26 protein-coding genes and 1 tRNA gene are annotated in these 25,865 nt (G+C 72.0%); 15 read left to right on the forward strand and 12 right to left on the reverse strand.

Features of this window, described 5'->3' with window-relative positions; translation table 11 throughout:
• The first annotated feature begins 35 nt into the window (after positions 1–35).
• Both LOK46_RS15825 and LOK46_RS15830 read left to right on the forward strand, forming a co-directional pair.
• The gene (locus tag LOK46_RS15825) at positions 36–428 is read left to right on the forward strand and encodes a DUF2267 domain-containing protein (protein ID WP_012319882.1); all 393 of its coding nucleotides are present in this window, start codon (positions 36–38) and stop codon (positions 426–428) included.
• A 175-nt stretch (positions 429–603) separates the two neighbouring features.
• On the forward strand, positions 604–822 hold the full coding sequence (locus tag LOK46_RS15830) for a hypothetical protein (RefSeq protein ID WP_273558635.1): 219 nt from the start codon (positions 604–606) through the stop codon (positions 820–822).
• Between the two features lie 24 nt (positions 823–846).
• Here LOK46_RS15830 and LOK46_RS15835 read toward each other — a convergent pair whose 3' ends face one another.
• Together LOK46_RS15835 and LOK46_RS15840 are read right to left on the reverse strand one after the other, a co-directional pair.
• Positions 847–1,758 (reverse strand): hypothetical protein, encoded by a 912-nt coding sequence (locus tag LOK46_RS15835; RefSeq protein WP_273558636.1) that lies wholly within the window; start codon positions 1,756–1,758, stop codon positions 847–849.
• 84 nt (positions 1,759–1,842) lie between these two features.
• Entirely contained in the window at positions 1,843–3,912 is a 2,070-nt protein-coding gene (locus LOK46_RS15840; RefSeq protein WP_273558638.1) for a M3 family metallopeptidase, read from the reverse strand.
• Positions 3,913–4,094: 182 nt separating this feature from the next.
• Between LOK46_RS15840 and LOK46_RS15845 the strand changes: the two genes are divergently transcribed.
• The 3 genes from LOK46_RS15845 to LOK46_RS15855 all read left to right on the forward strand — a co-directional run bounded on the left by LOK46_RS15845 (position 4,095) and on the right by LOK46_RS15855 (position 6,858).
• The gene (locus LOK46_RS15845; protein WP_273558640.1) at positions 4,095–5,009 is read left to right on the forward strand and encodes an extensin family protein; all 915 of its coding nucleotides are present in this window, start codon (positions 4,095–4,097) and stop codon (positions 5,007–5,009) included.
• A 76-nt stretch (positions 5,010–5,085) separates the two neighbouring features.
• The gene (locus LOK46_RS15850; RefSeq protein ID WP_273558642.1) at positions 5,086–6,198 is read left to right on the forward strand and encodes a L,D-transpeptidase family protein; all 1,113 of its coding nucleotides are present in this window, start codon (positions 5,086–5,088) and stop codon (positions 6,196–6,198) included.
• Positions 6,199–6,468: 270 nt separating this feature from the next.
• Complete coding sequence (locus tag LOK46_RS15855; RefSeq protein ID WP_273558644.1) at positions 6,469–6,858, forward strand: response regulator; 390 nt, start codon at positions 6,469–6,471, stop codon at positions 6,856–6,858.
• A 39-nt stretch (positions 6,859–6,897) separates the two neighbouring features.
• On the opposite strand, the gene LOK46_RS15860 is transcribed toward LOK46_RS15855, so the two are convergent.
• Both LOK46_RS15860 and rsmI read right to left on the reverse strand, forming a co-directional pair.
• Positions 6,898–7,287, reverse strand: a complete 390-nt coding sequence (locus LOK46_RS15860) for a YraN family protein (protein ID WP_273558645.1) — start codon at positions 7,285–7,287, stop codon at positions 6,898–6,900.
• Entirely contained in the window at positions 7,287–8,255 is a 969-nt protein-coding gene (gene rsmI / locus LOK46_RS15865) for a 16S rRNA (cytidine(1402)-2'-O)-methyltransferase (RefSeq protein ID WP_273558646.1), read from the reverse strand. Before rsmI ends, LOK46_RS15860 begins: the two co-directional genes overlap by 1 nt.
• Before the next feature lie 135 nt (positions 8,256–8,390).
• Here rsmI and LOK46_RS15870 point away from each other — a divergent pair, with 135 nt between their 5' ends.
• Complete coding sequence (locus LOK46_RS15870) at positions 8,391–9,674, forward strand: penicillin-binding protein activator (protein ID WP_273558647.1); 1,284 nt, start codon at positions 8,391–8,393, stop codon at positions 9,672–9,674.
• Here LOK46_RS15870 and hemW read toward each other — a convergent pair whose 3' ends face one another.
• Genes hemW through rph form a run of 3 tightly spaced genes read right to left on the reverse strand, consistent with a single transcriptional unit; the run spans position 9,675 to position 12,228 of the window.
• Positions 9,675–10,850, reverse strand: a complete 1,176-nt coding sequence (hemW, locus tag LOK46_RS15875) for a radical SAM family heme chaperone HemW (RefSeq protein ID WP_273558649.1) — start codon at positions 10,848–10,850, stop codon at positions 9,675–9,677.
• A 38-nt stretch (positions 10,851–10,888) separates the two neighbouring features.
• Complete coding sequence (gene rdgB, locus LOK46_RS15880) at positions 10,889–11,518, reverse strand: RdgB/HAM1 family non-canonical purine NTP pyrophosphatase (RefSeq protein WP_273558651.1); 630 nt, start codon at positions 11,516–11,518, stop codon at positions 10,889–10,891.
• Positions 11,515–12,228, reverse strand: a complete 714-nt coding sequence (gene rph, locus LOK46_RS15885) for a ribonuclease PH (RefSeq protein ID WP_273558653.1) — start codon at positions 12,226–12,228, stop codon at positions 11,515–11,517. Before rph ends, rdgB begins: the two co-directional genes overlap by 4 nt.
• A gap of 167 nt (positions 12,229–12,395) precedes the next feature.
• Between rph and hrcA the strand changes: the two genes are divergently transcribed.
• Entirely contained in the window at positions 12,396–13,451 is a 1,056-nt protein-coding gene (gene hrcA / locus LOK46_RS15890) for a heat-inducible transcriptional repressor HrcA (RefSeq protein WP_273564603.1), read from the forward strand.
• Between the two features lie 50 nt (positions 13,452–13,501).
• Here hrcA and LOK46_RS15895 read toward each other — a convergent pair whose 3' ends face one another.
• Positions 13,502–14,074 (reverse strand): DUF1236 domain-containing protein, encoded by a 573-nt coding sequence (locus tag LOK46_RS15895; protein ID WP_273558655.1) that lies wholly within the window; start codon positions 14,072–14,074, stop codon positions 13,502–13,504.
• Positions 14,075–14,545: 471 nt separating this feature from the next.
• Between LOK46_RS15895 and LOK46_RS15900 the strand changes: the two genes are divergently transcribed.
• The 3 genes from LOK46_RS15900 (at position 14,546) to LOK46_RS15910 (ending at position 17,511) form a co-directional block, all read left to right on the forward strand.
• On the forward strand, positions 14,546–15,910 hold the full coding sequence (locus LOK46_RS15900; protein ID WP_273558657.1) for an MFS family transporter: 1,365 nt from the start codon (positions 14,546–14,548) through the stop codon (positions 15,908–15,910).
• Positions 15,911–15,992: 82 nt separating this feature from the next.
• The gene (locus LOK46_RS15905) at positions 15,993–17,174 is read left to right on the forward strand and encodes an alpha/beta hydrolase (protein ID WP_273558659.1); all 1,182 of its coding nucleotides are present in this window, start codon (positions 15,993–15,995) and stop codon (positions 17,172–17,174) included.
• Positions 17,175–17,229: 55 nt separating this feature from the next.
• A complete protein-coding gene (locus LOK46_RS15910; RefSeq protein ID WP_273558661.1) occupies positions 17,230–17,511 on the forward strand; it encodes a DUF2312 domain-containing protein in 282 nt (93 codons plus the stop codon).
• Positions 17,512–17,564: 53 nt separating this feature from the next.
• On the opposite strand, the gene LOK46_RS15915 is transcribed toward LOK46_RS15910, so the two are convergent.
• A complete protein-coding gene (locus LOK46_RS15915) occupies positions 17,565–18,542 on the reverse strand; it encodes a phosphoribosylaminoimidazolesuccinocarboxamide synthase (protein WP_273558663.1) in 978 nt (325 codons plus the stop codon).
• Between the two features lie 212 nt (positions 18,543–18,754).
• Here LOK46_RS15915 and LOK46_RS15920 point away from each other — a divergent pair, with 212 nt between their 5' ends.
• Complete coding sequence (locus LOK46_RS15920) at positions 18,755–19,507, forward strand: Crp/Fnr family transcriptional regulator (protein WP_273558665.1); 753 nt, start codon at positions 18,755–18,757, stop codon at positions 19,505–19,507.
• Positions 19,508–19,604: 97 nt separating this feature from the next.
• Here LOK46_RS15920 and LOK46_RS15925 read toward each other — a convergent pair.
• The 3 genes from LOK46_RS15925 to LOK46_RS15935 all read right to left on the reverse strand — a co-directional run bounded on the left by LOK46_RS15925 (position 19,605) and on the right by LOK46_RS15935 (position 20,619).
• Positions 19,605–19,680 (reverse strand) — tRNA-Phe (locus LOK46_RS15925).
• A 103-nt stretch (positions 19,681–19,783) separates the two neighbouring features.
• A complete protein-coding gene (locus tag LOK46_RS15930) occupies positions 19,784–19,969 on the reverse strand; it encodes a DNA gyrase inhibitor YacG (protein WP_273558667.1) in 186 nt (61 codons plus the stop codon).
• Positions 19,966–20,619: a Maf-like protein gene (locus LOK46_RS15935; protein ID WP_273558669.1), complete on the reverse strand. Its 654-nt coding sequence runs from the start codon at positions 20,617–20,619 to the stop codon at positions 19,966–19,968. The genes LOK46_RS15930 and LOK46_RS15935 overlap by 4 nt, the downstream gene beginning before the upstream one ends.
• A 378-nt stretch (positions 20,620–20,997) precedes the next feature.
• Between LOK46_RS15935 and LOK46_RS15940 the strand changes: the two genes are divergently transcribed.
• The 4 genes from LOK46_RS15940 to LOK46_RS15955 all read left to right on the forward strand — a co-directional run bounded on the left by LOK46_RS15940 (position 20,998) and on the right by LOK46_RS15955 (position 25,850).
• Complete coding sequence (locus LOK46_RS15940) at positions 20,998–21,207, forward strand: hypothetical protein (protein WP_273558671.1); 210 nt, start codon at positions 20,998–21,000, stop codon at positions 21,205–21,207.
• Between the two features lie 170 nt (positions 21,208–21,377).
• Complete coding sequence (locus LOK46_RS15945; protein WP_273558673.1) at positions 21,378–21,623, forward strand: hypothetical protein; 246 nt, start codon at positions 21,378–21,380, stop codon at positions 21,621–21,623.
• A gap of 235 nt (positions 21,624–21,858) precedes the next feature.
• On the forward strand, positions 21,859–23,067 hold the full coding sequence (locus LOK46_RS15950; protein ID WP_273558675.1) for a polyhydroxyalkanoate depolymerase: 1,209 nt from the start codon (positions 21,859–21,861) through the stop codon (positions 23,065–23,067).
• A gap of 137 nt (positions 23,068–23,204) precedes the next feature.
• The gene (locus LOK46_RS15955; protein WP_273558677.1) at positions 23,205–25,850 is read left to right on the forward strand and encodes a TIGR02302 family protein; all 2,646 of its coding nucleotides are present in this window, start codon (positions 23,205–23,207) and stop codon (positions 25,848–25,850) included.
• Positions 25,851–25,865 lie beyond the last annotated feature (15 nt).

Raw genomic sequence — 25,865 nt, forward strand, 5'->3', positions numbered from 1 at the left:
AGGACGTCTGGAAGCGTTCCGAAGAGATCATCACCATGGAAGAACTGCTCGCCCGCGTCACCACCCGCACCGGGCTCGACGCCGCGACCGCTCAGACCGCCATCGGGCACATCCTGGCCTTCCTGCAGAAGGAAGGACCCGCGGCCGAAGTCGGCCAGCTGCTCGCGGCCCTGCCGGGCTCCGAGGCGCTGATCGCCGAGTCGAACGCCGGCGAGAGCGGCGGCGGTGGCCTGATGGGCATGCTCGGCGGCATGATGGGCGGCGGCGGCGTCATGGCGCTCGGCCAGAAGCTGATGGCGGCCGGTGTGCCGATGGGTCAGATGCAGCCCCTCGGACAGGAGCTGTTCGCCTTCGGCCGCGAGAAGGTCGGCGAGGACGCGATGGGCCCGATCATCGGCTCGATCCCCGGGCTGAACCAGTTCGTCTGACCGCGGATCGGTGTGCGCGGCCGCACGGCATTCGGGTGACGCCTGGACGAAGAGTAAAAAAGAGGTTTCGAGGCGAAAGCTTGACGGAACCTGTCCACGCGATCCCCGTTATTGGGGATGTGGCCCGGATCGACGCCTTCGGCAGTGTCCGGTACCGCACTCAAGCAGGCCGGCCATGCCCGTCTTCGAAGCCAAGAACCTGGACAGCGAGTTCGAAGGGCAGTCCCTGCTCGCTGCCATCCTGCACCCGACCCGCGCGGCGCAGACCCGGGCCCTGAGGCACGGTCGCCGGCGCGCGGAGCGCGCGGCGGCCCTGGCCGATCCGATGACGATCGAGCCGCGCTTCCCGATCGCGCCCGGCGAGCTGGCACCGACCGGGCTCACGGGCCGCTGAGGCGGACCGCCGGCGCGCCGCCGTCTACCAGGCCTGCGCCGTGACGAGACCCTGTCGGGTCACCACCACCCATTCCCGTCCGTGGCGCTCGACGCCCTCGACGCGGCCGACGCCCGGGATGATGTCGCCGGGTGCGACCTCGACGAGGCGGCGCCGCCGGTTCTCCAGGATCGCGGTGCCCTCGTAGACGTCGCGCAGGGCCCAGCCCTCGATCACCGGCGGCTTGTCGGGTGCGGCCGGCTTCGGCTTGGGCTCGCTCGCCTTGGCGTCCGCGACCCTGACCTCGGGCTTGACCTCAATCTTGGCCTCGGCGGCGCGGGCGGGCTCCCCGATGCTCCCGGTCTGGGTCGGCTCCGCCTTCGCGGCGGCCGGCGCCGCGGCCGCGCGGCGGTCGAGCTGCGCGGCGAGGCCGCTGAGGCGGGTGTTGTGGTCGCGCTCGACCTGCTCGAGCCGCTCGCCGAGGGCGGCGATCTTGCCGTTCAGAGTCTTGTCGGCCTGCGTCAGGCGCTCGCCGAGGGCGGTGCTGCGGCTGGCCGCCTCCTTCCGCGCGACGTCGGTCGAGGCGCGCAGGTCGGCGAGCACGGTGTGGAGCTGCGCGATGTCGGCGGCGAGGCGCACCGTCTCGGTGCGGCCGGCGTCGAGCGTCGTCTCGAGGGCCGCGAGCGCGTCGGGCCGGACCGAGGCCGGGCGGGAGAGCGCCATCACGCCCCCGCCCAGGAGGACACCGATCGCCAGGGTCGCGCCCGGGATCGCGAACCGCTTCGGATCGAGGCGCGACAGCGACGCCAGCGTGAACCTCGCGGCGGCGGGCGACGCCGCGGTCTCGTTCGCGGCGGTCTCGGCCGCGGCGTCGGTCTTGCCGGTCACCGCGGCCTTGAGCAGGTCGGCCGGGGAGACGCCCTGGGACCCGGCCTGCTTGGCTTCGATCTTCGTCATCGCCCCGAACTCCGCACGCGGCCTCGCGCTGCAAGCGTTCGTTAAGGACGTTTGTTTACGAAACCCTTACCGCGACCGCACGGCTCAGGCCGCGAGCCCGCGCTTATTCAGGAGCGGGTCGATGCTCGGCATCCGCCCGCGGAAGGCCGTGTAGGCCTCGCGCGGGTCGCGCAAATTGCCCGCCCCGTACACGAAGGTCCGCAGCCGCTTCGCCGTCTCCGGATCGAAGATGTCGCCGGCCTCGCGGAACGCGTCGAAGGCGTCCGCGTCCAGTACTTCCGACCAGAGGTAGCTGTAGTAACCGGCGGCGTAGCCGTCCCCCGAGAAGATGTGGGCGAAGTGCGGCGTCCGGTGCCGCATGCTGATCTCGGCCGGCATGCTGATCCGCCGCAGCGCCTCGGCCTCGAAGGCGGGCACGTCGAGACCGCCCTCGCCCTCCGCCGAGAGGTGCAGGGTCATGTCGACGATCGCCGAGGACGTGTACTCCACGGTGGCGAAACCCTGGTTGAAGGTCCGCGCGGCGAGCAGCTTCCGCAGCAGGGCGTCGGGCATCGGCTCGCCCGTGCGATGGTGGCGCGCGTGGGTCCGCAGGACTTCCGGCTGCTCCAGCCAGTGCTCGTAGAGCTGCGAGGGCAGCTCGACGAAGTCGCGCGATACCGCCGTCCCGGACAGGAGCGGATAGGTCACGTCCGAGAGCAGCCCGTGCAGGGCGTGGCCGAACTCGTGGAACAGGGTGCGCGCGTCGTCGAAGGACAGCAGCGTCGCCTCGCCCTCGGGCGCCTTGGCGAAGTTCATGACGTTGACGATGATCGGCGTGACCGTCCCGTTCAGGCGCTCCTGCGAGCGGAAGGCGCTCATCCAGGCGCCTGACCGCTTCGAGGCGCGGGCGAAGTAGTCGCCCAGGAACAGGCCGACTTCGGACCCGTCGGGATTGCCGACCCGCCAGACCCGGACGTCGGGATGGTAGCGCGGCACGTCGGACAGCTCGGTGAAGGTCAGGCCGAACAGCCGGGACGCCGTGTCGAACGCCGCCTGGATCATCCGCTCCAGCGGCAGGTACGCCTTGATCTCGCTCTCGTCGAGGTCGTGCTCGGCGCGCCGCACCTTCTCGGCGTAGTGACGCCAATCGTGCGCCTGGAGGGCGAAGTTGTGCCCCTCCGCCTGGATCGTGGCCTGGAGGCGGTCGCGCTCCTCGGCCGCCCGCGCGCGGGCCGGCGTCCACACGTCCCGCAGCAGCCCGGTCGCCGCGTCCGGGCTCGCCGCCATCGTGTCGTCGAGGGCGAAATGGGCGAAGCTCTCGAAGCCGAGGAGCCGCGCCCGCTCGGCGCGCAGCCGGATGATCTCCGCGATGATCGCGCGGTTGTCGGTCGCGCCGCCGTTCTCGCCGCGCCGCGTCCAGGCCGCGTAGGCGCGCTCGCGCAGGTCGCGCCGGGTCGAGCAGACCAGGAACGGCTCGATCAGCGAGCGGGACAGGGTGATGACGTGCCCGTCGAGGCCGCGCTCCTTCGCGGCGCTCTCGGCGGCCGCCCGCAGGAACGGCGGCAGGCCGGCCAAGTCCTCCTCGCCCTGCAGCGGCAGGGTGAAGCTGCTCTCGTCGGCCAGGAGATTCTGGCTGAACGTCGTCCCGAGTTCCGACATGCGCGCGGCGATCTCGGCGATGCGGGCCTTGTCCGCGGGCGCGAGATCCGCCCCCGACCGGCGGAAGCGGATCCGGTACCGGTCGAGCACCCGCCGCTCCTCCGCGCCCAGTCCCCCGGCGTCGATCGCCGAGATCCGGGCCCAGAGTTCGGGGTTGAGATAGATGGCGCTGCCGTGCCGGGCGAGCTTCGGCCCGATCTCCCGCTCGATGGCCTGCAGGTCCGGATTCGTGTGGCTGCCGGTCAGATTGTAGAACACGCCGGCGACGCGCTCGAGGGCGAGGCCCGCTCGCTCCATCGCCTCGACGGTGTTGCCGAAGGTGGCCGGAGCGGCCTGGTTCGCGATGGCGCGGATCTCGGAATCGTGGGCCGCGAGCGCGGCCTCGAACGCGGGCCTGTAGTGCTCCGGCCGGATCCGCTCGAAGGGCGGCAGGCCGTGCGGGGTGCTCCACTGCGCTTCGCGGAAGGGATTGGCCTGCGGCAGGCCCGGGAGCCCGGCATCAGCTGCGTCCGACATGCAGTCCTCAAATCTACGTCCACGCGGCAGCGCGATCGTCCGCGCCGCCGGTGCGCCGACATAGGGTGTGCCGGCGCGATCCGGAAGACAGTGGCTCGATCGGCGCGGCCGTCAACCGGGTCCGGGCGATCCGAATGACGTCTCGCTCGTTGTAGAGGCCAACGCCCACGCTTCGAGGCCCCATGTCGGGACGCAGCCTGTCGACTTTCCGACCCGCGATGGTTCTCGCGGGCGGCGCCCTCGCCGTGGGGCTCGCCTTCCCGGCATCGCCGGTCCGCGCCGTCGAAGCGCCGGCGGCGACGGTGCCGACACCCCCGCCCCTCCCGCCGGAGCGTCCCGAGGCGCTGAAGCCGCCCGTCGCGGAGCCGGGCAAGGAGCAGGCCCGGGAGGCGCCGAAGGAATCCGGCCGGGACAGGCCGGCGGATGCCGCGCCGGAATCCGGGAAGGAGACGGGCAAAGAGGCCGGCAGGCCCGAGATTCCATCGCCGCCGCCGGCACCGCCCGAGCGGCCGCCGGAGCTGTCGGGCGCGGCCGTCCTGGCCCTCAAGGTGACGCCGCCGGACGACACCGCCTGCCGGACGCGGCTGAAGCGGCTCGGCGTCGACTTCGAGCCGCTGCCGCCGATCTCCGAAGGCCAGTGCACCGCACCGCTGCCGCTCAAGGTGACGAAGTTCGCCGACGGCGTGGCGCTGCCGCAGGGCGCCACGCTGACCTGCCGGACCGCCGAGGCGCTGGCGCGCTGGGTCACCGAGGTTCAGGTCGAGGCCGATCGGACGCTCAAGCATCCCCTGACCGCGCTCGAATTCGGCGGCTCCTACGTCTGCCGCGGGCAGAACCACGACGTCGACGCCAAGCTCAGCGAGCACGCCTTCGCCAACGCCGCCGATATCATGGGCTTCGCCTTCGCGGGACGCGCGAGCATCCCCGTGAAGGCGATGCCGGACGGCTCCGAGGAGGCACAGTTCCTCGGCGCGGTGCGCGCCAAGGCGTGCGGCTACTTCCGCACCGTCCTCGGCCCGGGCTCGAACGCCGCGCACGCCAATCATTTCCACCTCGACGAGCGCGAGCGCAGCGCCGGTCACCGTCTGTGCCAGTAGAGCGGCGTGGAACGTTCCCGCAGATCCGGCATTTCTCGGCACGAGAGCGCGTCCGCTCCCCGGAATGACGACGACGATGATCCCGAAACCTTGGCGGTCGGTCAGTGCGGCACTGCTGGCGAGTTGTCTGGCCGCGCACGGCGCGGCGGCGCGGAGCGGGAAGGGCCAGAAGGCCGAGACGGTCGAGCCGCCGGCGCTGACGGCCGAGGCGGTGAACGCCGCGGCCCCGGCACAGCCGGGCGCCGGGAAGACCGAGGGTGCGAAGCCGGACGCGAGGAAGCGTCGGGCCAAGTCGTCCGAGGAGCGGCCCGATCCGCTGATCCTCAAAGCCCAGGTTCTGCTCGATCGCGCGCGTTTCTATCCCGGCGCGATCGACGGCCGGAAAGGCGACAATTACCGGCACGCCCTCTCGGCCTTCGCGGTGGCCCAGGGACTGCCCGCCGGCGAGGACCTGACGCCCGAGATCTGGGACAAGCTCCAGGCGACCAGCGATAAGCCGGTGGTCACGGACTACACGCTCACCGAGGCCGACGCCGCGGGCCCCTATGTCGAGCGGATCCCGCCCAAGATGGAGGAGCAGGCCGAACTCAAGACGCTGGGCTACACCAATCCCCGCGAGATGCTGGCCGAGCGGTTCCACATGAGCCGCGACCTGGTCAGCGCGCTCAATCCCGGCAAACCCCTCGACAAGGCCGGCACGACCATCGCGGTCGCGGCGGTCGACCCGATGGGCACGGACAAGCCGAAGGGGAAGGATCTGCCGCAGGAGCCGAAGGTCGAGCGCATCGAGGTCGACAAGACGAGCCGCGACGTTCGCGCGTTCGGCGCCGACGGGAAGCTCGTGGCCTACTATCCCGCGTCGATCGGCAGTTCCGAGAAGCCGGCGCCGAGCGGCGAGACCAAGGTGAAGGGCGTCGCGTTCGATCCCGACTACACCTACAACCCGAAATACGCGTTCAAGGGCGTGAAGGCGCAGCACAAATTCATCATCCAGTCGGGCCCCAACAACCCGGTCGGCCTGGTCTGGATCGATCTCGCGATCCCGAGCTACGGGATCCACGGTACGCCCGAGCCTGAGAAAGTCGGGAAGACCGAGTCCCACGGCTGTATCCGCCTGACGAACTGGAACGCCCGCGACCTCGCCGCACATGTGACACGGGGCGCCAAGGTCAGCTTCAAGGACGACTGAGCGGGCGTTCGGGGATACCCGCGGCCGCCCTCGCGGCGGCGTCCGCACAAAAATGTATCATCGGTTAACATAGCGCCCGGTCTGGGTGTCAGAACGGGCCGGGAACGCTTGACACATTGCGCATTACGGGCGACGCCTCAGGTTGTCTCGCGGGCTGGCCCCCGAGCCGCGTTCACCCTTCCGGACGCTGCTCACGCGGTGCGCAAGGCCTGACCAACCGCATGGCAAGATCCCCGGCGACGGGGGCATTCGAAGGGAAGACGGCCCGGCGTGATTGCTGACCCCAACGACGACGTCCTCAACGGCGTCCGTGTTCTCGTCGTCGAGGACGAGGCCGCGATCTCGATGCTGCTGGAGGACATGCTCCTCGACTTCGGCTGTGCCGTGGTCGGGCCGGCCGCGCGTCTGTCCTCGGCGCTCGAGATGGCGTCGCAGGAGGCGTTCGAGGTCGCCATTCTCGACGTGAACGTGGCGGGTGAGCCGATCTACCCGGTGGCCGAGGCCATCGCCAAGCGCGACCTGCCGCTGGTCTTCTCGACCGGCTACGGCGGCGCCGGCATCCGCGAGCCGTTCCGCGACAGGCCCGTCGTCCAGAAGCCGTTCAGCCAGGCCGACCTGAAGCGCACGCTGATCGGGGCGATCCGCGCGGCCCGCGCCTGAGACCAGAGGCGCTCGCGCGGGCAGGCTGAGGTCCGCACGTCAGAGCCCCTCGATCGTGAAGACCCGCTCGACATGGGCGGGCCAGGCCCAGCGCCCGACGAACACGGCGTCGGCCCGGAACGTCGCCCCGGCGCACCACGCATTCCGACCGATCCAGGCGCGGACCGCGCGGGAGAACCGCCGCCTCTTGGCGGCGTCGATCGCCTCCCGGGCGTCGTCGCGCTTTGCCCGCGCCTTCACCTCCACGAACACGACGGTGTTCCAGCGCTGGACGATGAGGTCGATCTCGCCGCCCGCGATGCTGACGCGCCGGCCGATCGGCCAGTAGCCCTTGAGCATCAGCGCGGCGAGCGACAGCCACTCGGCCCGGTGTCCCAGCCGATAGGCGGCGCGGCGCCGGCCAGCCCGCTCCGGCAGTGCCCCGTTCATCACTGGTCGCGCGCCAGCGCCAGCGCCCGCGCGTAGACGAGGCGCCGCGGCTGCCCGGTCTCGTGGGACACGAGGCTGGCGGCATCCTTGATCGAGTGCCGCTCCAGCGCCGCCAGGATCAGGGCGTCGAGGGCGGCGTCCGAATCCGCGTTCCGCTCCGGCGCCGTCGCCGCACCGATGATCACCACGATCTCACCCTTCGGCGGTCCCTCCTGGGCGAAGCGCTCGCTCAGGCTACCCAACGTATCGCGCCGGATGGTTTCGTAGAGCTTGGTCAGCTCGCGGGTCACGGCGGCCGGCCGCTCCGACCCCAGCACCGCGGCGGCGTCCGCCAGCATGTCGGGCAGCCGATGCGGCGACTCGAACAGGACCAGCGTGCCGGGGACCTGGAGCAGTGCCTCCAGGCGGTTGCGCCGCGCGCCGGCCTTCTGCGGCAGGAAGCCCTCGAAGAAGAAGCGGTCGGTCGGCAGGCCCGCCGCGACCAGCGCCGTCATCACCGCGGACGGTCCCGGCACCGGCGTGATGGCGATGCCGGCCTCGATGGCGGCCTGGACCAGCTTGTAGCCGGGATCCGAGACGAGCGGCGTCCCGGCATCCGAGACCAGTGCCAGCGCCTCTCCGGCGCGCAGCCGCGCCACCATCCGCTCGCGCACCGCGTCGTTGGAATGCTCGTGATAGGCCAGGAGCGGCGTCGTGATCCCGTAATGCGCCAGCAGGTTCCGGGTGACGCGGGTGTCCTCGGCCAGGACCGCGTCGGCCGCCGCCATCGTGGCCAGCGCCCGGATGGTGATGTCGCGCAGGTTCCCGATCGGGGTCGCCACGATGTGCAGGCCCGGGGACAGGGGCTCGGTCTCGCTCGCGAGGCCGAAGGCCGTGAAGGTCGTGCTGCGCGGCCGGTCGGGCGCGAGCTTCTGGGACGGAGCTCGGGTCGAGGCGGCGGGCCCCGGGTCGTCGAATCTGCGGGTCATCACCGGCGATCTTGCCACACCGGCCGCCTCTCGTCGCGGCCGGGCCGCGTGACCGGGGGGCAAGTCCGCGCCGCCGCGTTTACATTTGGGATCGTGCCGGTCAGGCTGCGGAGCCTGCCCGAAGGAGTACGCGCCATGGCGCGCCCGACAAGCGCGCGGGACCGTCTCGTGCGTGTCACCGCCCCGACCGCCGCGCTCTGCGCCGTCCTGCTGTCGCTCGGCGGCTGCATCGGCAGCGACTTCGCCAGACGCGCGACCGGGCCGCAGGCCGAGCTGACCCCGCCGGCCGCCGTGCCGGGCGCGCCGGGCCCCGCGCCCGCCGCGGAGCCGATGCCCGCCGCGGCGCCGATGCCGGCCGCGGGCGGCGGCGGGCGCATCGGCGCGGGTTCGGTGAAGGTGGCCCTGGTGCTGCCGCTGACCGGCCAGGGGTCGACGGTGGGTGCCGCCCTGCGCAACGCGGCGCAGCTCGCCTACGACGAGGCCCAGCAGCCGGACCTGACGCTCCTCGTCGAGGACGACCGGGGCAGCCCGGACGGCGCCCGGGAGGCGACGCAGGAGGCGCTGCGTCAGGGCGCCGACATCGTCCTCGGCCCGCTCTTCGCCGGCAGCGTCCAGGCCGCCGCCACCGTCGCCAGGACCGCCGGCAAGCCGGTGATCGGTTTCTCCACGGACGCGACCGTGGCGAACCAGGGCGTCTACCTGCTGAGCTTCCTGCCGCAGCCGGAGGTGGACCGCGTCGTCGAGGACGCGGTCGCCGGCGGGAAGCGGTCGTTCGCGGCGCTGATCCCCGAGACGGCCTACGGCAACGCCGTCGAGGCGGAGTTCCGGGAGATCGTCGCCCGGAAGGGCGCGCGGGTCGCCGCCGTGGAGCGCTACCCGGCGGGCGCGCCCGGCCCGGCGGTGGAGCGGCTCGCGCGGGTGATCGCCGGGCCCGGCGCCACCGCCGACGCGCTGTTCATCCCCGAGACCGCCGACGCCATGCCCGCCGTGGCGGCGTCGCTGACGAAGGCGGGCTTCTCGCCCGCCCGGGTGCGTCCCCTCGGCACCGCCCTCTGGAACGAGCCGTCGCTCTACGCGCTGCCCGCGCTCCAGGGCGGCCGCTACGCCGCGCCGGACCGCGTCGGCTTCTCGAATTTCAGCGCGCGCTACCAGGCCCGGTTCGGCACCGTCCCGCCGCGTGTGGCCTCGCTCGCCTACGACGCGGTGCTGCTCGCGGCGGCCCTGTCGCGGCGGTACGGCTCGCAGCGCTTCGCCGAGGCGACCCTGACCAACGGCCTGGGCTTCGCGGGCGTCGACGGGACGTTCCGGTTCCGGCCGGACGGTCAGAGCGACCGGTCCCTCGCGGTCTACGAGATCCGCAACAACGCCGCGACGCCCGTCAGCCCCGCCCCGCGGGTCCTCGCGAAGCCGGCGATCTGATCAGGCCGCGAGTTCGGCGACCAGGGCGTTCAGCACCGGCGCGCCCCGCGCCGTGGCGGCGATGCGGCCGCCGGGCAGCCGCTCCAGCAGGCCGTCCCCGATCAGCATGCCGATCCGGTTGCCGTTCAGCGGCCGCCCCTTGAGGGCCGCGTAGCGCTCGGGATCGATCCCCTCGCGCAGGCGCAGTCCCATCACCAGGAACTCGTCGGCCTGGTCGGCGGCCGAGAGCGTCTCGGTCTCGACGATCCCGTGGCCCTCGGCCTCGACGCGGGCGAGCCACGCCTCGGGCGACCGCTCCGTGACGGTCCCGATCCGGCCCCCGGGCGTCACGAGCCGGCCGTGGGCGCCCGGACCGATGCCGGCATACTCGCCGTAGCGCCAGTAGAGCAGGTTGTGCCGCGATTCCGCGCCGGGCCGCGCGTGGTTCGAGATCTCGTAGGCCGGAAGGCCGGCCTTCGCGCAGAGATCCTGGGTGACGTCGTAGAGGGCGCGGCCGACCTCGTCGTCCGGCGTCACCAGCTTGCCGGCGGCGGCGAGCCCGTGGAACGGCGTTCCGGGCTCGATGGTGAGCTGGTAGAGCGAGAGGTGCTCGGCGGCCCGCGCGAGCGCGTCAGCGAGCTCTGCCCGCCACAGGGCCGGCGTCTGCCCGGGCCGCGCGTAGATCAGGTCGAAGGAGGTCCGCGCGAACGCCGACTGCGCCAGGGCGATCGCGTCGAGGGCCTGCGCGGTGTCGTGCAGGCGCCCGAGGGTCCGCAGCGAGGCGTCGTCGAGGGCCTGGATGCCGAGCGAAACCCGGTTGACGCCGGCGGCGCGGTAGCCGTGGAACCGGCCCGCCTCGACGCTCGACGGGTTGGCCTCGAGGGTCACTTCCGCGTCCGGCGCGACCGCCCAGTGGGCCGCCACCGCGTCGAGCAGCCCGGCCACCGTGGCGGGCTGCATCAGCGAGGGCGTGCCGCCGCCGAGGAAGATGCTGGTCACGGTCCGCCCCGGCGTCCGGGCGGCGCTGTGGGCGATCTCGGCGCGGAACGCCGCCAGGAAGCGCGGCTCGTCCACGCCCGCGCGGCGGACGTGGCTGTTGAAGTCGCAGTACGGGCACTTCGCGGCGCAGAAGGGCCAGTGCAGGTAGATCCCGAAGCCCGCGTCGCGGGTCGGATGGTTCGGGCCGGTCGATGACATGATGGCGGGGATGTGAGCGCCCGCGCCCCGTTTGGCAATCAGGCGCGGGGCGCGAGGCAGGCGCGGCTCAGCTCCACGAAGGCCCGGGCCCGGTGCGAGAGGCCCCGCCCCTTCTGCCAGTCGACGCCGTGCTTCTCGTCGGCACTCATCTCGCCGAAGGTGCGGTCGTGGCCCTCCGGCCGGAAGATCGGGTCGTAGCCGAAGCCCGCGGAGCCCTTCGCGGCGACGAGGTCTCCGAACACCCGTCCCTCGAACAGCTCGGTGTGCCCGTCCGGCCAGGCCAGCACCAGGGCGGACACGAAGTGCGCCCGGCGGTCGGCCGCGCCGCGCCGGTCGAGTTCGGCGAAGATCCGCGCCATCGCGCCGGCGAAATCCTTGGTCGGGCCGGCCCAGCGGGCCGAGAAGATGCCCGGCGCCCCGTCGAGGGCGTCGACGCACAGGCCGGAATCGTCCGCGAAGGCTGGCAGACCGGTGGCGTCGGTTGCCGCCCGCGCCTTGATCGCGGCGTTCTCGGCGAACATCGTGCCGGTCTCGTCGGGCTCGGGCAGGCCGAGCTCGCCCGCCGACACCGCCTCGATCCCGAACGGCGCGAGCAGGTCGCGCATCTCGGCGAGCTTGCCGGCATTGTGCGTGGCGATCACCACCTTCCCGGTCAGGCGGCGGCTCACGCGATGGCCTCCTTCTGCAGGGCGACCAGCCGCTCGGTGCCGGCGCGGGCGAGGCCGAGCAGCTCGATGAGCTGCTCCTGGGTGAAGGGCTCCATCTCGGCGGTGCCCTGCACCTCGACGATGCCGCCTCGGCCGGTGAGCACGAAGTTCGCGTCGGTCTCGGCCGCCGAATCCTCGGCGTAGTCGAGGTCGAGGACCGGCGTGCCCTTGTAGAGACCGCACGAGACCGCGGCGACGTGATCGCGCAGCGGATCGACGGAGATGATCGAGCGGGTCCGCATCCAGGCGAAGCAATCGTGCAGCGCCACCCAGGCGCCCGTGATCGCGGCCGTCCGGGTGCCGCCGTCGGCCTGGATCACGTCGCAATCGATCGTGACCTGGCGCTCGCCCATCGCCGGCAGGTTGGTGACGGCGCGCAGCGACCGGCCGATCAGCCGCTGGATCTCCTGGGTCCGACCCGACGGCTTCCCGGAACCGACCTCGCGGCGGGTGCGTTCGTGCGTCGCACGCGGCAGCATGGCGTACTCGGCCGTGACCCAGCCCTTGCCGGACCCGCGCAGCCACGGGGGCGCGCGCTCTTCCAGCGAAGCTGTGCAGAGCACCCGGGTGTTGCCGAAACTGACGAGGCACGAGCCCTCGGCGTAGCGCGAGACCGCGCGCTCCAGGCTCACGGGCCGCAACTCGTCGGCGGCACGCTTGGAAGGCCGCATCGCGGGCCCCTTCTGTCGAGAGTGTCGAGGGCCGGGCTCTTAGGCCGCCGCGCCACCGCGGGCAAGCATCGCCGTACGGATTGATCCGCGCGGGACGGTTGGACATGATCGGACCACAGGATGACCCCGTGACAAACCCCAGTCCCAACTTCTCGAACGGCCAGGCCATGCAGGCGCTCGCCGCCCTCAACGAGCGCGCCCGGGAGATCTTCCGGCAGATCGTCGAGAGCTATCTCACGACCGGCGAGCCGGTCGGCTCCCGGAATCTGGCGCGCATCCTCCCGATGGCGCTGTCGCCGGCCTCGATCCGCAACGTCATGGCGGATCTGGAGCATTCCGGCCTGATCTTCGCGCCGCACACGTCCGCCGGCCGCCTGCCCACGGAGCTCGGCCTGCGCTTCTTCGTCGACGCGATGCTCGAGCTCGGCGACGTCAGCCAGGACGAGCAGGCGCGGATCGAGGCGCAGATGCGCGCCGCCGCCTCGGGCCACACGTTCGATTCCGCGCTGGCCGAAGCCTCGACCATGCTGTCCGGGGTCTCCAGGGGCGCCGGAGTCGTCCTGACCACGAAGGCGAACGTCAACCTGAAGCACATCGAGTTCGTGCGCCTCGATCCCGCCCGCGCCCTCGTCATCCTCGTCTCGGACGACGGCTCGGTAGAGAATCGCCTCGTGGACCTGCCGGCGGGCCTGCCGGCCGGCGCGCTGCAGGAGGCGACGAATTTCCTGAACGCGCGCCTGCAGGGCCGCACGCTCGGCACGCTGCGCGCCGAGATCGAAGCCGGCCGCAAGGCGATGAAGCGGGAGCTCGACGTGATCACCGAGCGCCTCGTCGATGCCGGGCTCGCCACGCCGGTCGGGCCGTCGGAGGCGCGCCAGCTGATCGTGCGCGGACAGGCCAACCTGCTGGACGACCTGCGCGCGGTGGAGGACCTCGAGCGCATCCGCCTGCTGTTCAACGATCTGGAGACCCAGAAGGACGTTATCGATCTCCTGTCCCGCGCCGAGGGCGGCGAGGGCGTCCGGATCTTCATCGGCTCGGAGAACAAGCTGTTCTCGCTGTCGGGCTCCTCGCTGATCGCGGCGCCGTTCCGCGACGGATCGCAGAAGATCGTCGGGGTCGTCGGCGTGATCGGTCCGACCCGGCTCAACTACGCGCGGATCGTGCCGATGGTCGACTACACGGCGCGGGTGGTGTCGAAGCTCCTGGACGGCGGACGGTAGAGGGCGCCGGGCAGAGGGCCCGCCCGGCGCGCCAACCTTGTCGTGCTCACTCAGGCCGGGATCACGTCCACGATTTCGTAGGTGTCGGGATCGATGATCACGATGTCGTCGCGCACCAGGACGAAGTCGTAACCCTCGTATTCGGGCACCAGCTCGACGATGGCCGGCGGGAGCCGGTGGAGGGTGATCGAGCGCGGGATCGCCGTGCCGACCGCGAGACCGAACGCCACGTCCCGGAGCGGCGAGACGCCCAGACGCGTGATCGAGCTGCGGAACTCCGTGCGCTGACGGGTGTCGAGGCGGCCGACGGCGCCGCGGACGGCGCCCCGGTCGCGGGCGCCGTCACGGCCCCCCCGCTCGCCCGCCGGACCGCGACCGCCACGCTCGGGACCGGCCGCGTCACGATTGCCGCGGTCGGGCCCGGCACCCGGTTCGCGGGCACCACGCTCGCCCCGGTCCCCGCGATCGCCGGCACCCGGGTTCGCGGCGGGCCCGGCCCGGTCAGCCGGTCCGTTGCGCTCGGCCGCGCCACCGGGGCGGCCCGGCGCCTCGGCACCGCGGCCGCCCGGACCACCCGGCTCGGCGCCGCGCGGTCCGCCCTCGGCACCGCCGGGCCCGCGCATCGCGCCCCCTCGGGCCCGCCGGCGCCGCCCCGCATTCCACCGCCCGCGCCACCGCCACCGCCCGGGCCGCCGCCGGCCGGACCGGCGCCCGCGCCGGCGGCGCCGCCGGGCCCGCCGGCGCCGCCGCCACCGGGCCCGGCCCCTCCGCCGCCCGGGCCGCCCTGCGCGAACGCCGTCGCCGCTCCGGCCACGACGATGGCCGCCGCGACCGTGTCTCTCAGAATCCGCTTCATGGCTTCTCCTCCTGGAGTGGTCGGAGCGCCGTCGACGCCCACGCCGGCCCGCAACGGGGCCTCGGGGCGAACCGTTCCGTCCCGCGGCACTGTGGACACGCTGCCCGTGACACCCGCCCGCGCTGTCCTCGGCTAAGTCGGATCACGGTCTTGCGATCAGGCGCGTCACCTGTAACGTCGCGCCGCACCAGAAAGAGACCGGCTCCGGCCGGCATCGAGATTGATCGACGGAGACGCCATGTCCGCCTCGCGAGACGATACGATCGGTATCGCACCGAGTGCCCTCGACGACGCCGCGGACCGGAAGCGCCGGATCTGGGCGATCGTCGGATCGTCCTCGGGCAATCTCGTCGAGTGGTACGACTTCTACTGCTACGCGTTCTTCGCGCTCTACTTCGCTCCGGCCTTCTTCCCGAAGGGCGATTCCACCAGCCAGCTCCTGCAGACCGCCGGCATCTTCGCGGTGGGCTTCTTCATGCGGCCGATCGGCGGCTGGCTGTTCGGCCGCATCGCCGACCGGGTCGGCCGCCGGACCTCGATGGTCATCTCGGTGCTGATGATGTGCTTCGGCTCGCTGCTGATCGGCATCCTGCCGACCTACGAGCATGTCGGCACGCTGGCCCCCGTGCTGCTGCTCCTCGCCCGCATGCTCCAGGGCCTGTCCGTCGGCGGCGAGTACGGCACCTCGGCGACCTACATGAGCGAGGTGGCGATCAAGGGGAAGCGCGGCTTCTTCGCCTCGTTCCAGTACGTGACGCTGATCGGCGGCCAACTCCTCGCCTCGCTGGTCCTGGTGCTGCTGCAGACGGTGATGACCGGTCCGGAACTCACGGCCTGGGGCTGGCGCATCCCGTTCTTCATCGGCGCCGCGCTCGCGGTCGTCGCGCTCTATCTCCGGCGCTCCCTGGCCGAGACGAAGGACAGCAGCGACAAGGAGACCGCCGGCACCTTCTCCGCGCTGGCCAAGCACTGGCGGGCGTTCCTGGTCGTGATCGCCTACACGGCCGGCGGCTCGCTGAGCTTCTACACCTTCACGACGTACATGCAGAAGTATCTCGTCAACACCGCCGGCATGCCGAAGACCTCGGCGTCGCAGACGATGACGGTGGTGCTGTTCGTCTACATGATCATCCAGCCGATCTTCGGCGCGCTCTCCGACAAGATCGGCCGCAAGGCCAACATGCTGCTCTACAGCGGCCTCGGCACGCTCATGGTGGTGCCGCTGATGACGGCGCTCGGAACCAACAAGGACCCCTATCTCGCCTTCGCGCTGATCACCCTCGGGCTCGCGGTGGTGTCGTTCTACACGGGCATCAGCGGCATCGTGAAAGCCGAGCTGTTCCCCACCAACGTCCGGGCGCTCGGCGTCGGCCTGTCCTACGCGATCGCCAACGCCACCTTCGGCGGCACCGCCGAGTTCGTCGCCCTGTGGTTCAAGGACGCCGGCATGGAGAGCACGTTCTTCTGGTACGTGACCGTCCTGATGGCGATCGCCTTCGTGGCCTCGCTGATCATGCCGAACCCCAAGGTCCACGGCTATCTCGACGGCGCCGGCACCGTCGAGGAGGCGCTGGGGAAGAAGCCGCGCCTCGCCCACGCCTGATCGGACGCCCGGCTGGACCGGGCGGGACTTTCACGCTGATATGCCTCCCGCCGGGCGCGCCAGACGCCCGCGGGAGGACGCCATGTTGAGGAACGCCGCCGCCGGGGCGCTGGCCCTGCTCTGCCTCGCGACCGCATCGCCGTCCGGGGCCGCCGAGCCGGGCGCCGCCGACGCGCCGTTCAGGCCGACGCGGCCCGCGGGCTACGTCTTCGTCGGCGGCCGCTACGCGATGGCCGGCGGCAAAACCACGGCCTCCGGGCAGATGTTCGTGGAGTACCGCGCCCCGGAGCGGGTGACGCAGCCCTACCCAATCGTCCTGGTGCACGGCACCGCGCAGACCGGGACCAACTTCCTCGGCACGCCCGACGGGCGGCCGGGCTGGGCCGACCGCTTCGCCGCGCAGGGCTTCGCGGTCTACGTCGTCGATCAGGTCGGCCGGGGCCGCTCGGGCGGCGACCCGGACATGTACGGTCCCTACGCCCGCCTGCCCGCCGAGGACCTAGAGACGGTGTTCACCGGGCAGGAGCGCTCCGGGCTCTACCCGCAGGCGAAGCTCCACACGCAGTGGCCGGGCGGTGCCGGCATCCGCGGCAACGCCGCCTTCGACCAGTTCTACCTCTCGCAGGTGCCCTACATCGCGAGCGCGCTGAAGAGCGAGGAGCTGGTCGATCCGGCACTGATCGACCTGCTGGAGAAGATCGGCCCCGCGATCCTGCTGACGCACTCGCAGGCGGGTGTCTTCGGCTGGGCGGTCTCCGATCAGCGGCCCGACCTCGTGAAGGCGCATATCGCCGTCGAGCCGAACGGGCCGACCTTCTACGACATCCGCTTCAAGGGCGGCGCGGACTGGTACGAGCGCGTCGGCGAGGCCCGGGCGCGCCCCTACGGCATCACGCGGGTGCCGCTGCACTTCGAGCCGCCGGTGAGCGGCCCGGCCGACCTGACGGTGGTCCAGGCCGAGAGCGCCGCCGCGCCCGACAAGATCCGCTGCTGGCTTCAGGCCGAGCCCGCGCGCCAATTGCCGAACCTCGCCCGGGTGCCCGCGGTGATCGTCACCGCCGAGGCCTCGTTCCGGGCCACCATGGACGATTGCACGGCGGCCTTCCTGACCCAGGCCGGCGCGAAACCGGACCGGCTGGCGCTCGCCGAGCAGGGTATCCGCGGCAACGGCCACATGATGATGCTGGAATCGAACAGCGACGCCGTGGCGGACGCGATCGTCGGCTGGATCCACGGCCGGGTCCGGGCGCCGTCCCGGCCTTAACCCGCCGCTTACCCTGTCCCGGCGAGGGTGCGCCCGTCATCCGACGAGGGACTGCATGACCGACATGACCGACACCGTGGGCGTCGCGGGCGACCGCATCCGCTCGATCATCGAGCGCGTGGAACGGCTGGAGGAGGAGATCAAGGACCTGATGGAGGCCAAGAAGGAGGTCTTCGCCGAGGCCAAGGGCGAGGGTCTCGACGTGAAGGTGCTCAAGGAGATCCTGAAGATCCGCAAGCAGGACAAGGACGAGCGCGACGAGCAGGAGACGCTCCTCGACGTCTACCTGCGCGCCATGGACGCGCCGTCGCCGGCCCCGATCAAGGCGGCGGCCTGACACGGGCGACCGGGTGCGGCGCCGGGCGCCGCACCTCTCCGCCGCGATGATGCCTAGGCCGCGAGGTAGGCGGCGATGTTGCGCCGGACGCGGTCCAGGGGCTCCTCCGCCGGGTCCGGCAGGACGAAGCGCGCGCCGGTGATCGTCTCGTAGGCGCGGATGTAGACCGCGGCGGTCTCCAGGACGACCTCGGCGGGGATCTCGGGGATCGGGTCCTTGTAGGGGTCGCAGCGGGCGACGACCCAGTTGCGCACGAAGTCCTTGTCGAAGCTCTCCGGGGCCGAACCCGCGGCGAAGCGCTCGGGATAGCTCTGCGCGAACCAGTACCGGCTGCTGTCGGGCGTGTGGATCTCGTCGGCGAGGACGATCCGGCCCCCGGGGTCCGTGCCGAACTCGTACTTCGTGTCCGCCAGGATCAGGCCGCGCTCCGCCGCCAGAGCCGTCCCGCGGGCGAACAGCGCCAGGGCCGCCTCGGACACGGTCGCCCACTGCGCGCGCGTCAGCAATCCGCGCTCGAGGATCTCCGCCTCGGTGAGCGGCTCGTCGTGGCCGCCGTCGAACGCCTTGGTGGTCGGCGTGATGATCGCCTCCGGCAGTTGCTGGTTCGGCCGCATCCCGTCCGGGAAGTGGTGGCCGTACATGTCCCGCTCGCCCGCGCGGTAACGCGTCAGGATCGAGGTCGAGGTGGTGCCCGCGAGGTAGCCGCGCACCACCACCTCCACGGGCAGGATCTCCAGGCGCTGGCCGACCACCACGTTGGGATCGGGATAGGCGATGACGTGGTTCGGGCAGAGGTCGGCGGTCTGCTCGAACCAGTAGCGAGCGGTCTGGGTCAGGACCTGGCCCTTGAACGGGATCGCCGCGAGCGCCCTGTCGAAGGCGCTGATCCGGTCCGAGGTGATGAGAATGCGCCGGCCGTCGGGGAGGTCGTAATTGTCCCGGACCTTGCCGCGGTAATGCCGGGGCAGCTCGGGCAGGGTCGCGTCGCGCAGGACCTGATGCGCGTGCGGGGCGAGATCTGCCGTGTTCATCGGGCTTTCCGTCAGGCTGAACGGCGACCGCGCCGCCGGTCCTCTGTGCGCGGATGGGCCCGGAAATTCCAGTCCCGGACCCCGGGAGCGCGCGCGGCGCCCGGTCCCGCCCTGGTCGGGCCCGGCCGGGACCCTACACTTGGGCGGGGACCAACGACGGTGGACGACCGGCCGCGCGATGCCGAACGCTTCTGCCGGACGGCCGAGGCGCGATGTACGAGACACCCCAACCGTCGGGCAGAGACCCCTTCCTGCGCCGGATCGAGACCGTGGCCCTGTTCCGGCTCACGGACGCGGAGCGCGCCGCGCTCGTCGCGCTCCCCCTGCAGGTCGCTCAATTCGAAGCCAACCAGGACATCATCCGGGAGGGCGACCGGCCGTCCCGAAGCTTCACGCTGCTCAGCGGGATCGCCTGCACGTACAAGTCGACCCGCGCGGGCAAGCGGCAGGTGATGAGCTACCACGTCCCGGGAGACGTGCCGGACTTCCAGAGCCTGTTCCTGGAGGTGCTCGACATCAACATCGCGACGGTGAGCGCCTGCCGCCTCGGCTTCGTCCAGCACGACGCGGTCCGGGCGATGCTGCGGGCGCACCCGCGCCTCAACGAGGTGTTCTGGCGCGCGACGCTGATCGACGCCGCCCTGGTCCGCGAGTGGATGCTCAACACCGGGCGCCGGGAGGCGTATGCCCGGATGGCCCACCTGTTCTGCGAGCTGATGACCCGCCTCGACGCCGTCGGTCTGGCCCCCGACCGGACCTGCGACCTGCCGATGACGCAGCCCGAACTCGCGGACGCCCTCGGGATCACGTCGGTCCACGTCAACCGGACGATTCGCGATCTCAAATCCGCCGGTCTGATCACGCTGCGGGGGCGCCGCCTCACCGTCCACGACTGGGCCGGGCTGCAGGCAGCGGCCGAATTCGATCCGACCTACCTGCACCTGCGCGACGTGGAGACGCGCTGACCGGCCCGCGCGAACTTCGGCCATTCACTGTCGAAGAGATGGGGCGTTCTCGGTCGCCGGCTCTACCGATTCGAAGATCGGGTGCTCAGCGAGAAGATGGTGCCCAGGGACGGAGTCGAACCGCCGACACTGCGATTTTCAGTCGCATGCTCTACCAACTGAGCTACCTGGGCGTCGTCCGCGCCGGTGTCGGCCTCGGACGTCGCGGGGTATAGTGAGTGCTTGGCGGCCTGTCCAGCCTCGCGTGATACCGACGTGACCGGAAGGCTGAAAAATTCAGCCCTCCGGATCCGGCGGGGGCGGCGGCGCGTCGGGATCGGGTTCCTCGGGGATCGCGTAGCGCTCGTTGAGCCAGCGTCCGAGATCGACGTCGGCGCAGCGCTGGGAGCAGAACGGCCGGAAGTCCGGCGTGGACGGTTGCCGGCAGATCGGACAGGGCGGCGGCTGGCGTTCGCGCTTCATGCGAGGGCGCCCCACCCGGCCCGGACGGGGTAGCCCTCCCCGTCGAGCAGGCTGAGGGTCTCGTAGAGCGGCAGGCCGACCACGCCGCTGTAAGACCCGACCAGCTTCACCACGAAGGCCCCCGCCAATCCCTGGATCGCGTAGCCGCCGGCTTTGCCGCGCCACTCGCCCGAGGCGACGTAGCCCTGGATGTCGCGACCCGAGAGGCGCTTGAACCGGACACGGCTCTCGACGATCCGCTCGCGGCGCCCGCGGGGCGAGAGGACGCAGACCGCCGTGTAGACCCGGTGCTGCCGCCCCGAGAGCAGGCGCAGGCAATCCGCGGCCTCGTCGGGAATCTCGGCCTTCGGCAGAACGCGCCGCCCGACCGCCACCACCGTGTCGGCCGACAGGAGCCAGGTGGGGGTCGTGGTGTCCTCCAGGTGGAGCGCCGCCTCGGCGGTGGCGAGCTTCGTCCGCGCGAGGCGCCGCGCCAGCTCGCGCGGCGGCTCGGCCTTGCGCGGCGTCTCGTCGATCTCGGCCGGCAGGAGCGCCGCCGGCTCGATCCCGATCTGCTGGAGCAACGCGAGACGGCGGGGCGAAGCGGAGGCGAGCACGAGTCGCGCCGTCGGCCCCTGCGTCCCGCCGATCGCTTCAGGTTTGGCGTCCATGATGTCCCGTTCGCACAATCGACCGGAGCCGCGCGACCGGAGCCGTGCGCGCCCTGCGCGGCGGCACTTCGTCGGCCGGGACAGGCTCTATGCGCCTGCCTGATAAGGGAAGGGTTCGGGCTTGTGAACTCGATCGAGTCGGGCCGCCCGCGCGAACGCGCGCGGAGCGGGTCGCACGAACCCGCACCGCCCCGCGCACCCGGAAGCAACACTCGTCAGGTTCGGGTGCGCCACGGCGCGGCGGGTTCGGCCGCCGATGCAGATCAGCGTTCGGCTCCTGGCCACTCGCAAGAACAGCCCAAGTCGTCGTCGGCGAGCGTAACCCGTCGTTAACCACGATCGACCGAGGATGGTGGCGTCCGAATGGGATGGTCATCGATGCTGAACGCAGATCCGCTCGTGCCGCGCCCGACGCTCGTCAACGCGGCCCTGCTCGCCCGCGCCCTCGACGGGCTCCGTCCGCAGGTCGCCTCGCCGATCGAGATGTGGCAGCGGCTCACCGATCAGTACGTGGTCGACCTCGACGCCGTCGCGGCGCTCCTGCCCGCCGACGAGCCGGAGACGCACTGGCTTCCCGCCCGCGACTAAGCCCGGCCCGAAGAGCCGCGTCCTCGGCCCATGACGTCCCGCGCCGCGCTGGCACGTGACGTGCTTAGTGTCTTCGGCAACCGGAGGAAGCACCCAGGCAACGACAACGCGGTGGCTCGCACGCCGGAGCACCCCGCGGACCTTTCGATCACTCGAAGCCGAGGTCCGTCATGTCGGAATTGCTCTCCGTTGCCCTGGTCTGTGCCGGCACTCTGCTGGCCCAGGACTGCTCCCGCGACACCGCCCTCGACGTCATCATCGCGCCGGCGCACACGCCGATGGAATGCCTGATGCACGCCCAGACCATGGCCGCCCAGGCCGGGTTGCCGGGGGGCAGCGACCGGTACCTCAAAGTCGCCTGCGAGCATCGCCGGGGCGAGGCCGAGCCGCGCCCCGTGATCCGCCGTGCCTCCTGAAGCCGAAGATGCGCCGGGCGACTCGGCGCACCAAGTTGTGACCGGCGCGGCGTCTGGTGCATCAAAGTCACGTCACGGTAATTCTTGTTCGCATTCGCCTAACGGACAGTTGCCGCCCCTGGGAACGGGACCCATCCTGCACGGCCACGCTGATGCAACCCTCACTCCGGCATCCGCCAACGTTGCCGCCCCGATGGCCCGCGTGCCGGGCAGGGCTCAAGCGAGTGCCTGCCCGATGCTGTACGACGCGTTCGACCTGCAGACCGACATGGCCGCCCAGACCCGGGCATGGGGCCGGCTGCTGAACGACATCTGGTCGCCCTGGGTCGGGTGGGGCGAGCCGGCGACCTGGATGTCCGCCGGCGCCCGGATGATGATGCGCGCCGGCCTGACCTTCGCGCGGCCGCCCTACGGCATCGAGTCGGTGAACGTCGGGAACCGGAGCGTCCCTGTCTCCGAGGAGGCGGTCGAGGTCACACCCTTCGCGACGCTGCTCCACTTCAAGAAGGACATCCACACCGAGCAGCCCAAGGTGCTGATGGTGGCGCCGATGTCGGGCCACTTCGCCACGCTGCTCCGCGCCACCGTGCGCACGATGCTGCCCGACCACGATGTCTACATCACCGACTGGCACAATGCCCGGGACGTGCCGCTGGCCGACGGGGCGTTCGGCTTCGACGACTACGTGAGCCACCTCATCCGGTTCCTGCAGACCATGGGCGAAGGCGCCCACATGGTGGCGGTGTGCCAGCCCGCCGTGCAGGCCCTCGTGGCCGCCGCCGCGATGGCGCAGGCGAAGGATCCGACCGCCCCGCGCAGCATGACCCTGATGGCCGGTCCGGTGGATTGCCGGATCAACCCGACGGGCGTGAACGAGCTCGCGACCTCCAAGCCGATCGAGTGGTTCGAGAAGAACCTGATCGCGACGGTGCCGGCGCGCCACAAGGGCGCCGGCCGCAAGGTCTACCCGGGCTTCGTGCAGGTCTCGGCCTTCATGGCGATGAACGCCAAGCGCCACATCCAGGGCCACGCCGACCTTTTCTGGCACATGGCCAACGGCGAGCACGACAAGGCCGAGGCGATCGAGACCTTCTACGACGAGTACTTCGCCGTGCTCGACCTCGCGGCCGATTTCTACCTGGAGACGGTCAAGACCGTGTTCCAGGACCACGCCCTGGCCCGGAACGCGGTGTCGTATCGGGGCGAGCCGATCGACCTGCGCGCGATCCGCCGCACGGCGCTGATGACGGTCGAGGGCGAGCGGGACGACATCTGCGCGGTCGGGCAGACCATGGCGGCCCACGACCTGTGCTCGGACCTCGCCCCGTACATGCGGACCCACCACCTCCAGGCCGGCGTCGGCCATTACGGCGTCTTCGCCGGGCGACGCTGGGAGACGCAGATCTACCCGCAGGTGCGCAACTTCATCCAGGCGCACAACTGACCCGGGGGCGGGTCGGGCGAGCGTCGCGCCGATTTGACCCGCCGACCTCAGCGGCCCACCATGCTAGGCACGTGTGACGGGGCCCGCCGAGCGCGGCTCCGTGGGCCACTCCTTCGGCGTGAGGCGGAACGGTCGGCGTGATCGGCAGGAACGGCACCGAGAGCAAGACCAGCGCGGGCGGGGCGGACGCGGCGTCCACGCGGCTCGACCGGCTCGTGGCGCGGGCGCGGGCGGCCGCCCTCTGGGAGCAGGCGTGGCCCGTGCTCTGGCGCGGCATCGGCGTCGGTCTGCTCTTCCTGGTCGTGTCCTGGGCGGGCGTGTGGCTCGACCTCACGCCGCTCTGGCGCCAGATCGGCCTCGGCGCCCTGGCCGTCCTCCTCGTCGCCGCGCTCCTGCCGCTGATCCATATCGCGCGGCCGGACCGTCGCCTGGCCCTGGCGCGGCTCGACCGCGAGGCCGCCGCCCGCGATCCGAAGCTGCGGCACGGGCCGGCCTCGGCGGCCCAGGACAGCCTCGCCGTCGGCGCCGCCGATCCCGGCAGCCGGCTGCTGTGGGACCTCCACCAGCGCCGGGCCGCGCAGGCGATCTCGGCCCTGCGGGTGGGGCTGCCGCGGCCGGGCATGACCCGGCACGATCCCTTCGCGCTGCGCGCCGGCCTGTTGGTCGCGGCGGTCGCCAGCCTGTTCGTGGCCGGCCCCGAGTGGCGCCAGCGGATCGGCGCCGCCTTCGACTGGCAGGAGCCGGCGGCGCCGGGCCCGAACTTCCGCGTGGACGGCTGGATCGACCCGCCGCTCTACACGCGGCTGCCGCCTCTGCTGATCGCGATGGACGGGAGCGACCAGCACCTGCGCGCGCCGGTCAACGCCCAGCTGATCGTGCGGATCGCCGGCCAGGGCAAGGCCGCGTCCGAGACGACCCTCACGCCCGATGCCGGCCTCGTCCCGGTCCCGGGCCAGGAGGCGCGCCCCGACCTGCGCGAGGAGCGCTACCGCATCGTCGGGGGCGCCGCGCTGACGATCGTGACCCCGGCGGGCAAGCAGCGCCTGACCGTCGACGCGATCCCCGACCGGCCGCCGGAAGTGACCGCCGTGGGCGGCCCCGAGGTGAACGGGCGCGGCACCTTCAACCTGACCTACCGGGCGAAGGACGATTACGGGATCAGCTCGGCCGAGGCCGTGATCGAGCCGCTGAAATCCGCGCGGGCCCTGGTCCCGGTCCCGCAGATCAACCTGGCGCTGCCCGGCGACGCGAGCGGCGACACCGACACCAAGACCCTCGTGGACCTCACGGACAGCCCGTGGTCCGGCGCGAGGGTCCGCTACCGCATCGTCGTCAAGGACGAGGCCGGTCAGGAGGGGCGCACGCCCGACACCGAGATCGTCCTGCCGGCGCGGCCGTTCCGCGAGCCGCTAGCGCGGGCGCTCGCCGAGGAGCGGCGCCGCCTCGTCACCGCGCCCGACACGGATCGCCGCTGGGTTCAGGGGGCGCTGGACGCCCTGCTGGTCGCCCCCGACACGTTCACGCCGCAGCCCGCGATCTTCCTCGGCCTGCGGACGGCGACCGAGCGGCTGCGCCGCGCCCGGACGGATGCCGACCTCGTCGCGGTGGCCGACCTCCTGTGGGAGATGGCCCTCAAGATTGAGGACGGCGACCTCTCGGACGCCGAGAAGCAGCTCCGCCAGGCCCAGGACCGGCTGAAGGAGGCGATCGAGCGCAACGCGCCCGACGACGAGATCAAGCGCCTGACGCAGGACCTGAAGCAGGCGCTCGACAAGTTCCTGTCCGAGATGGCGCAGAAGCAGGGGCGCGAGCCCCGCGAGCAGGGCGAGCGCGGCCAGAACAACGCCCAGAGCAAGACCGTCACGCCGGAGGATCTCGATAAGATGATCCAGGACATGGCGGAGGCGATGAAGCGCGGCGACACCGCCGAGGCGCAGCGCCTTATGGAGCAGCTGCGCAACATCCTGGAGAACCTCCAGACCGCCGAGCGCGGCGGCCGCTCCGATCAGGCGTCCCGCGAGATGCAGAAGCAGATGCGCGACCTCGACGCCATGTCGCGGGAGCAGCAGGGCCTGCGCGACGAGACCTTCAAGGACGGCGAGGAGCAGCGCGACGGCCAGCGCCCGCAGAACCGCGGCCAGCCGCAGCAGGGGCAGCGCGGCCAGCAGGGCCAGGGGCAGCAGGGCCAGCGCCAGCAGGGTCAGAAGGGACAGCAGGGGCAAGGCCAGCAGGGTCAGGGTCAGGGTCAGCGAGGCCAGGGCCAGCAGGGCGAGGGCCAGCAGGGCGGCGTCGGCGAGCGCCAGCAGGCGCTGCGGCAGCGGCTGGAAGACCTCCAGAAGCGCATGAAGGAGAACGGCATGCGCGGCGAGCAGGGTCTCTCCGACGCCGAGGAGGCCATGCGCGAGGCCGAGAACAGCCTGAAGGACGGCGATGCGGACGGGGCGGTCGACGCGCAGGGGCGCGCCCTCGACGGCCTCAAGCGCGGCGCCGACGGCATGGCCCAGCAGATGCAGGAGATGGCCGAGGGCCAGGGCGAGGGCCAGCAGGAGGGCGGTCAGCAGCCCGGCCAGCAGGGTCAGGCCGGGGCGCGCGACGACGATCCCCTCGGGCGCCCGACCCGAGGCCGCGACATGAGCGACGGGCGGGTCCGCGTCCCCACGGCCGACGAGTCGGCGGTCCAGCGCGCCCGGCGCATCATGGAGGAGCTGCGGCGCAAGCTCGGCGACCCGAGCCGCCCCCGCGAGGAGCTCGACTATTTCGAGCGCCTGCTCCGCCGCAACTGAGCGCCTGTCACCTCA

The sequence above is a fragment of the Methylobacterium sp. NMS14P genome, from assembly GCF_028583545.1.
Taxonomy (GTDB): Bacteria; Pseudomonadota; Alphaproteobacteria; order Rhizobiales; family Beijerinckiaceae; genus Methylobacterium.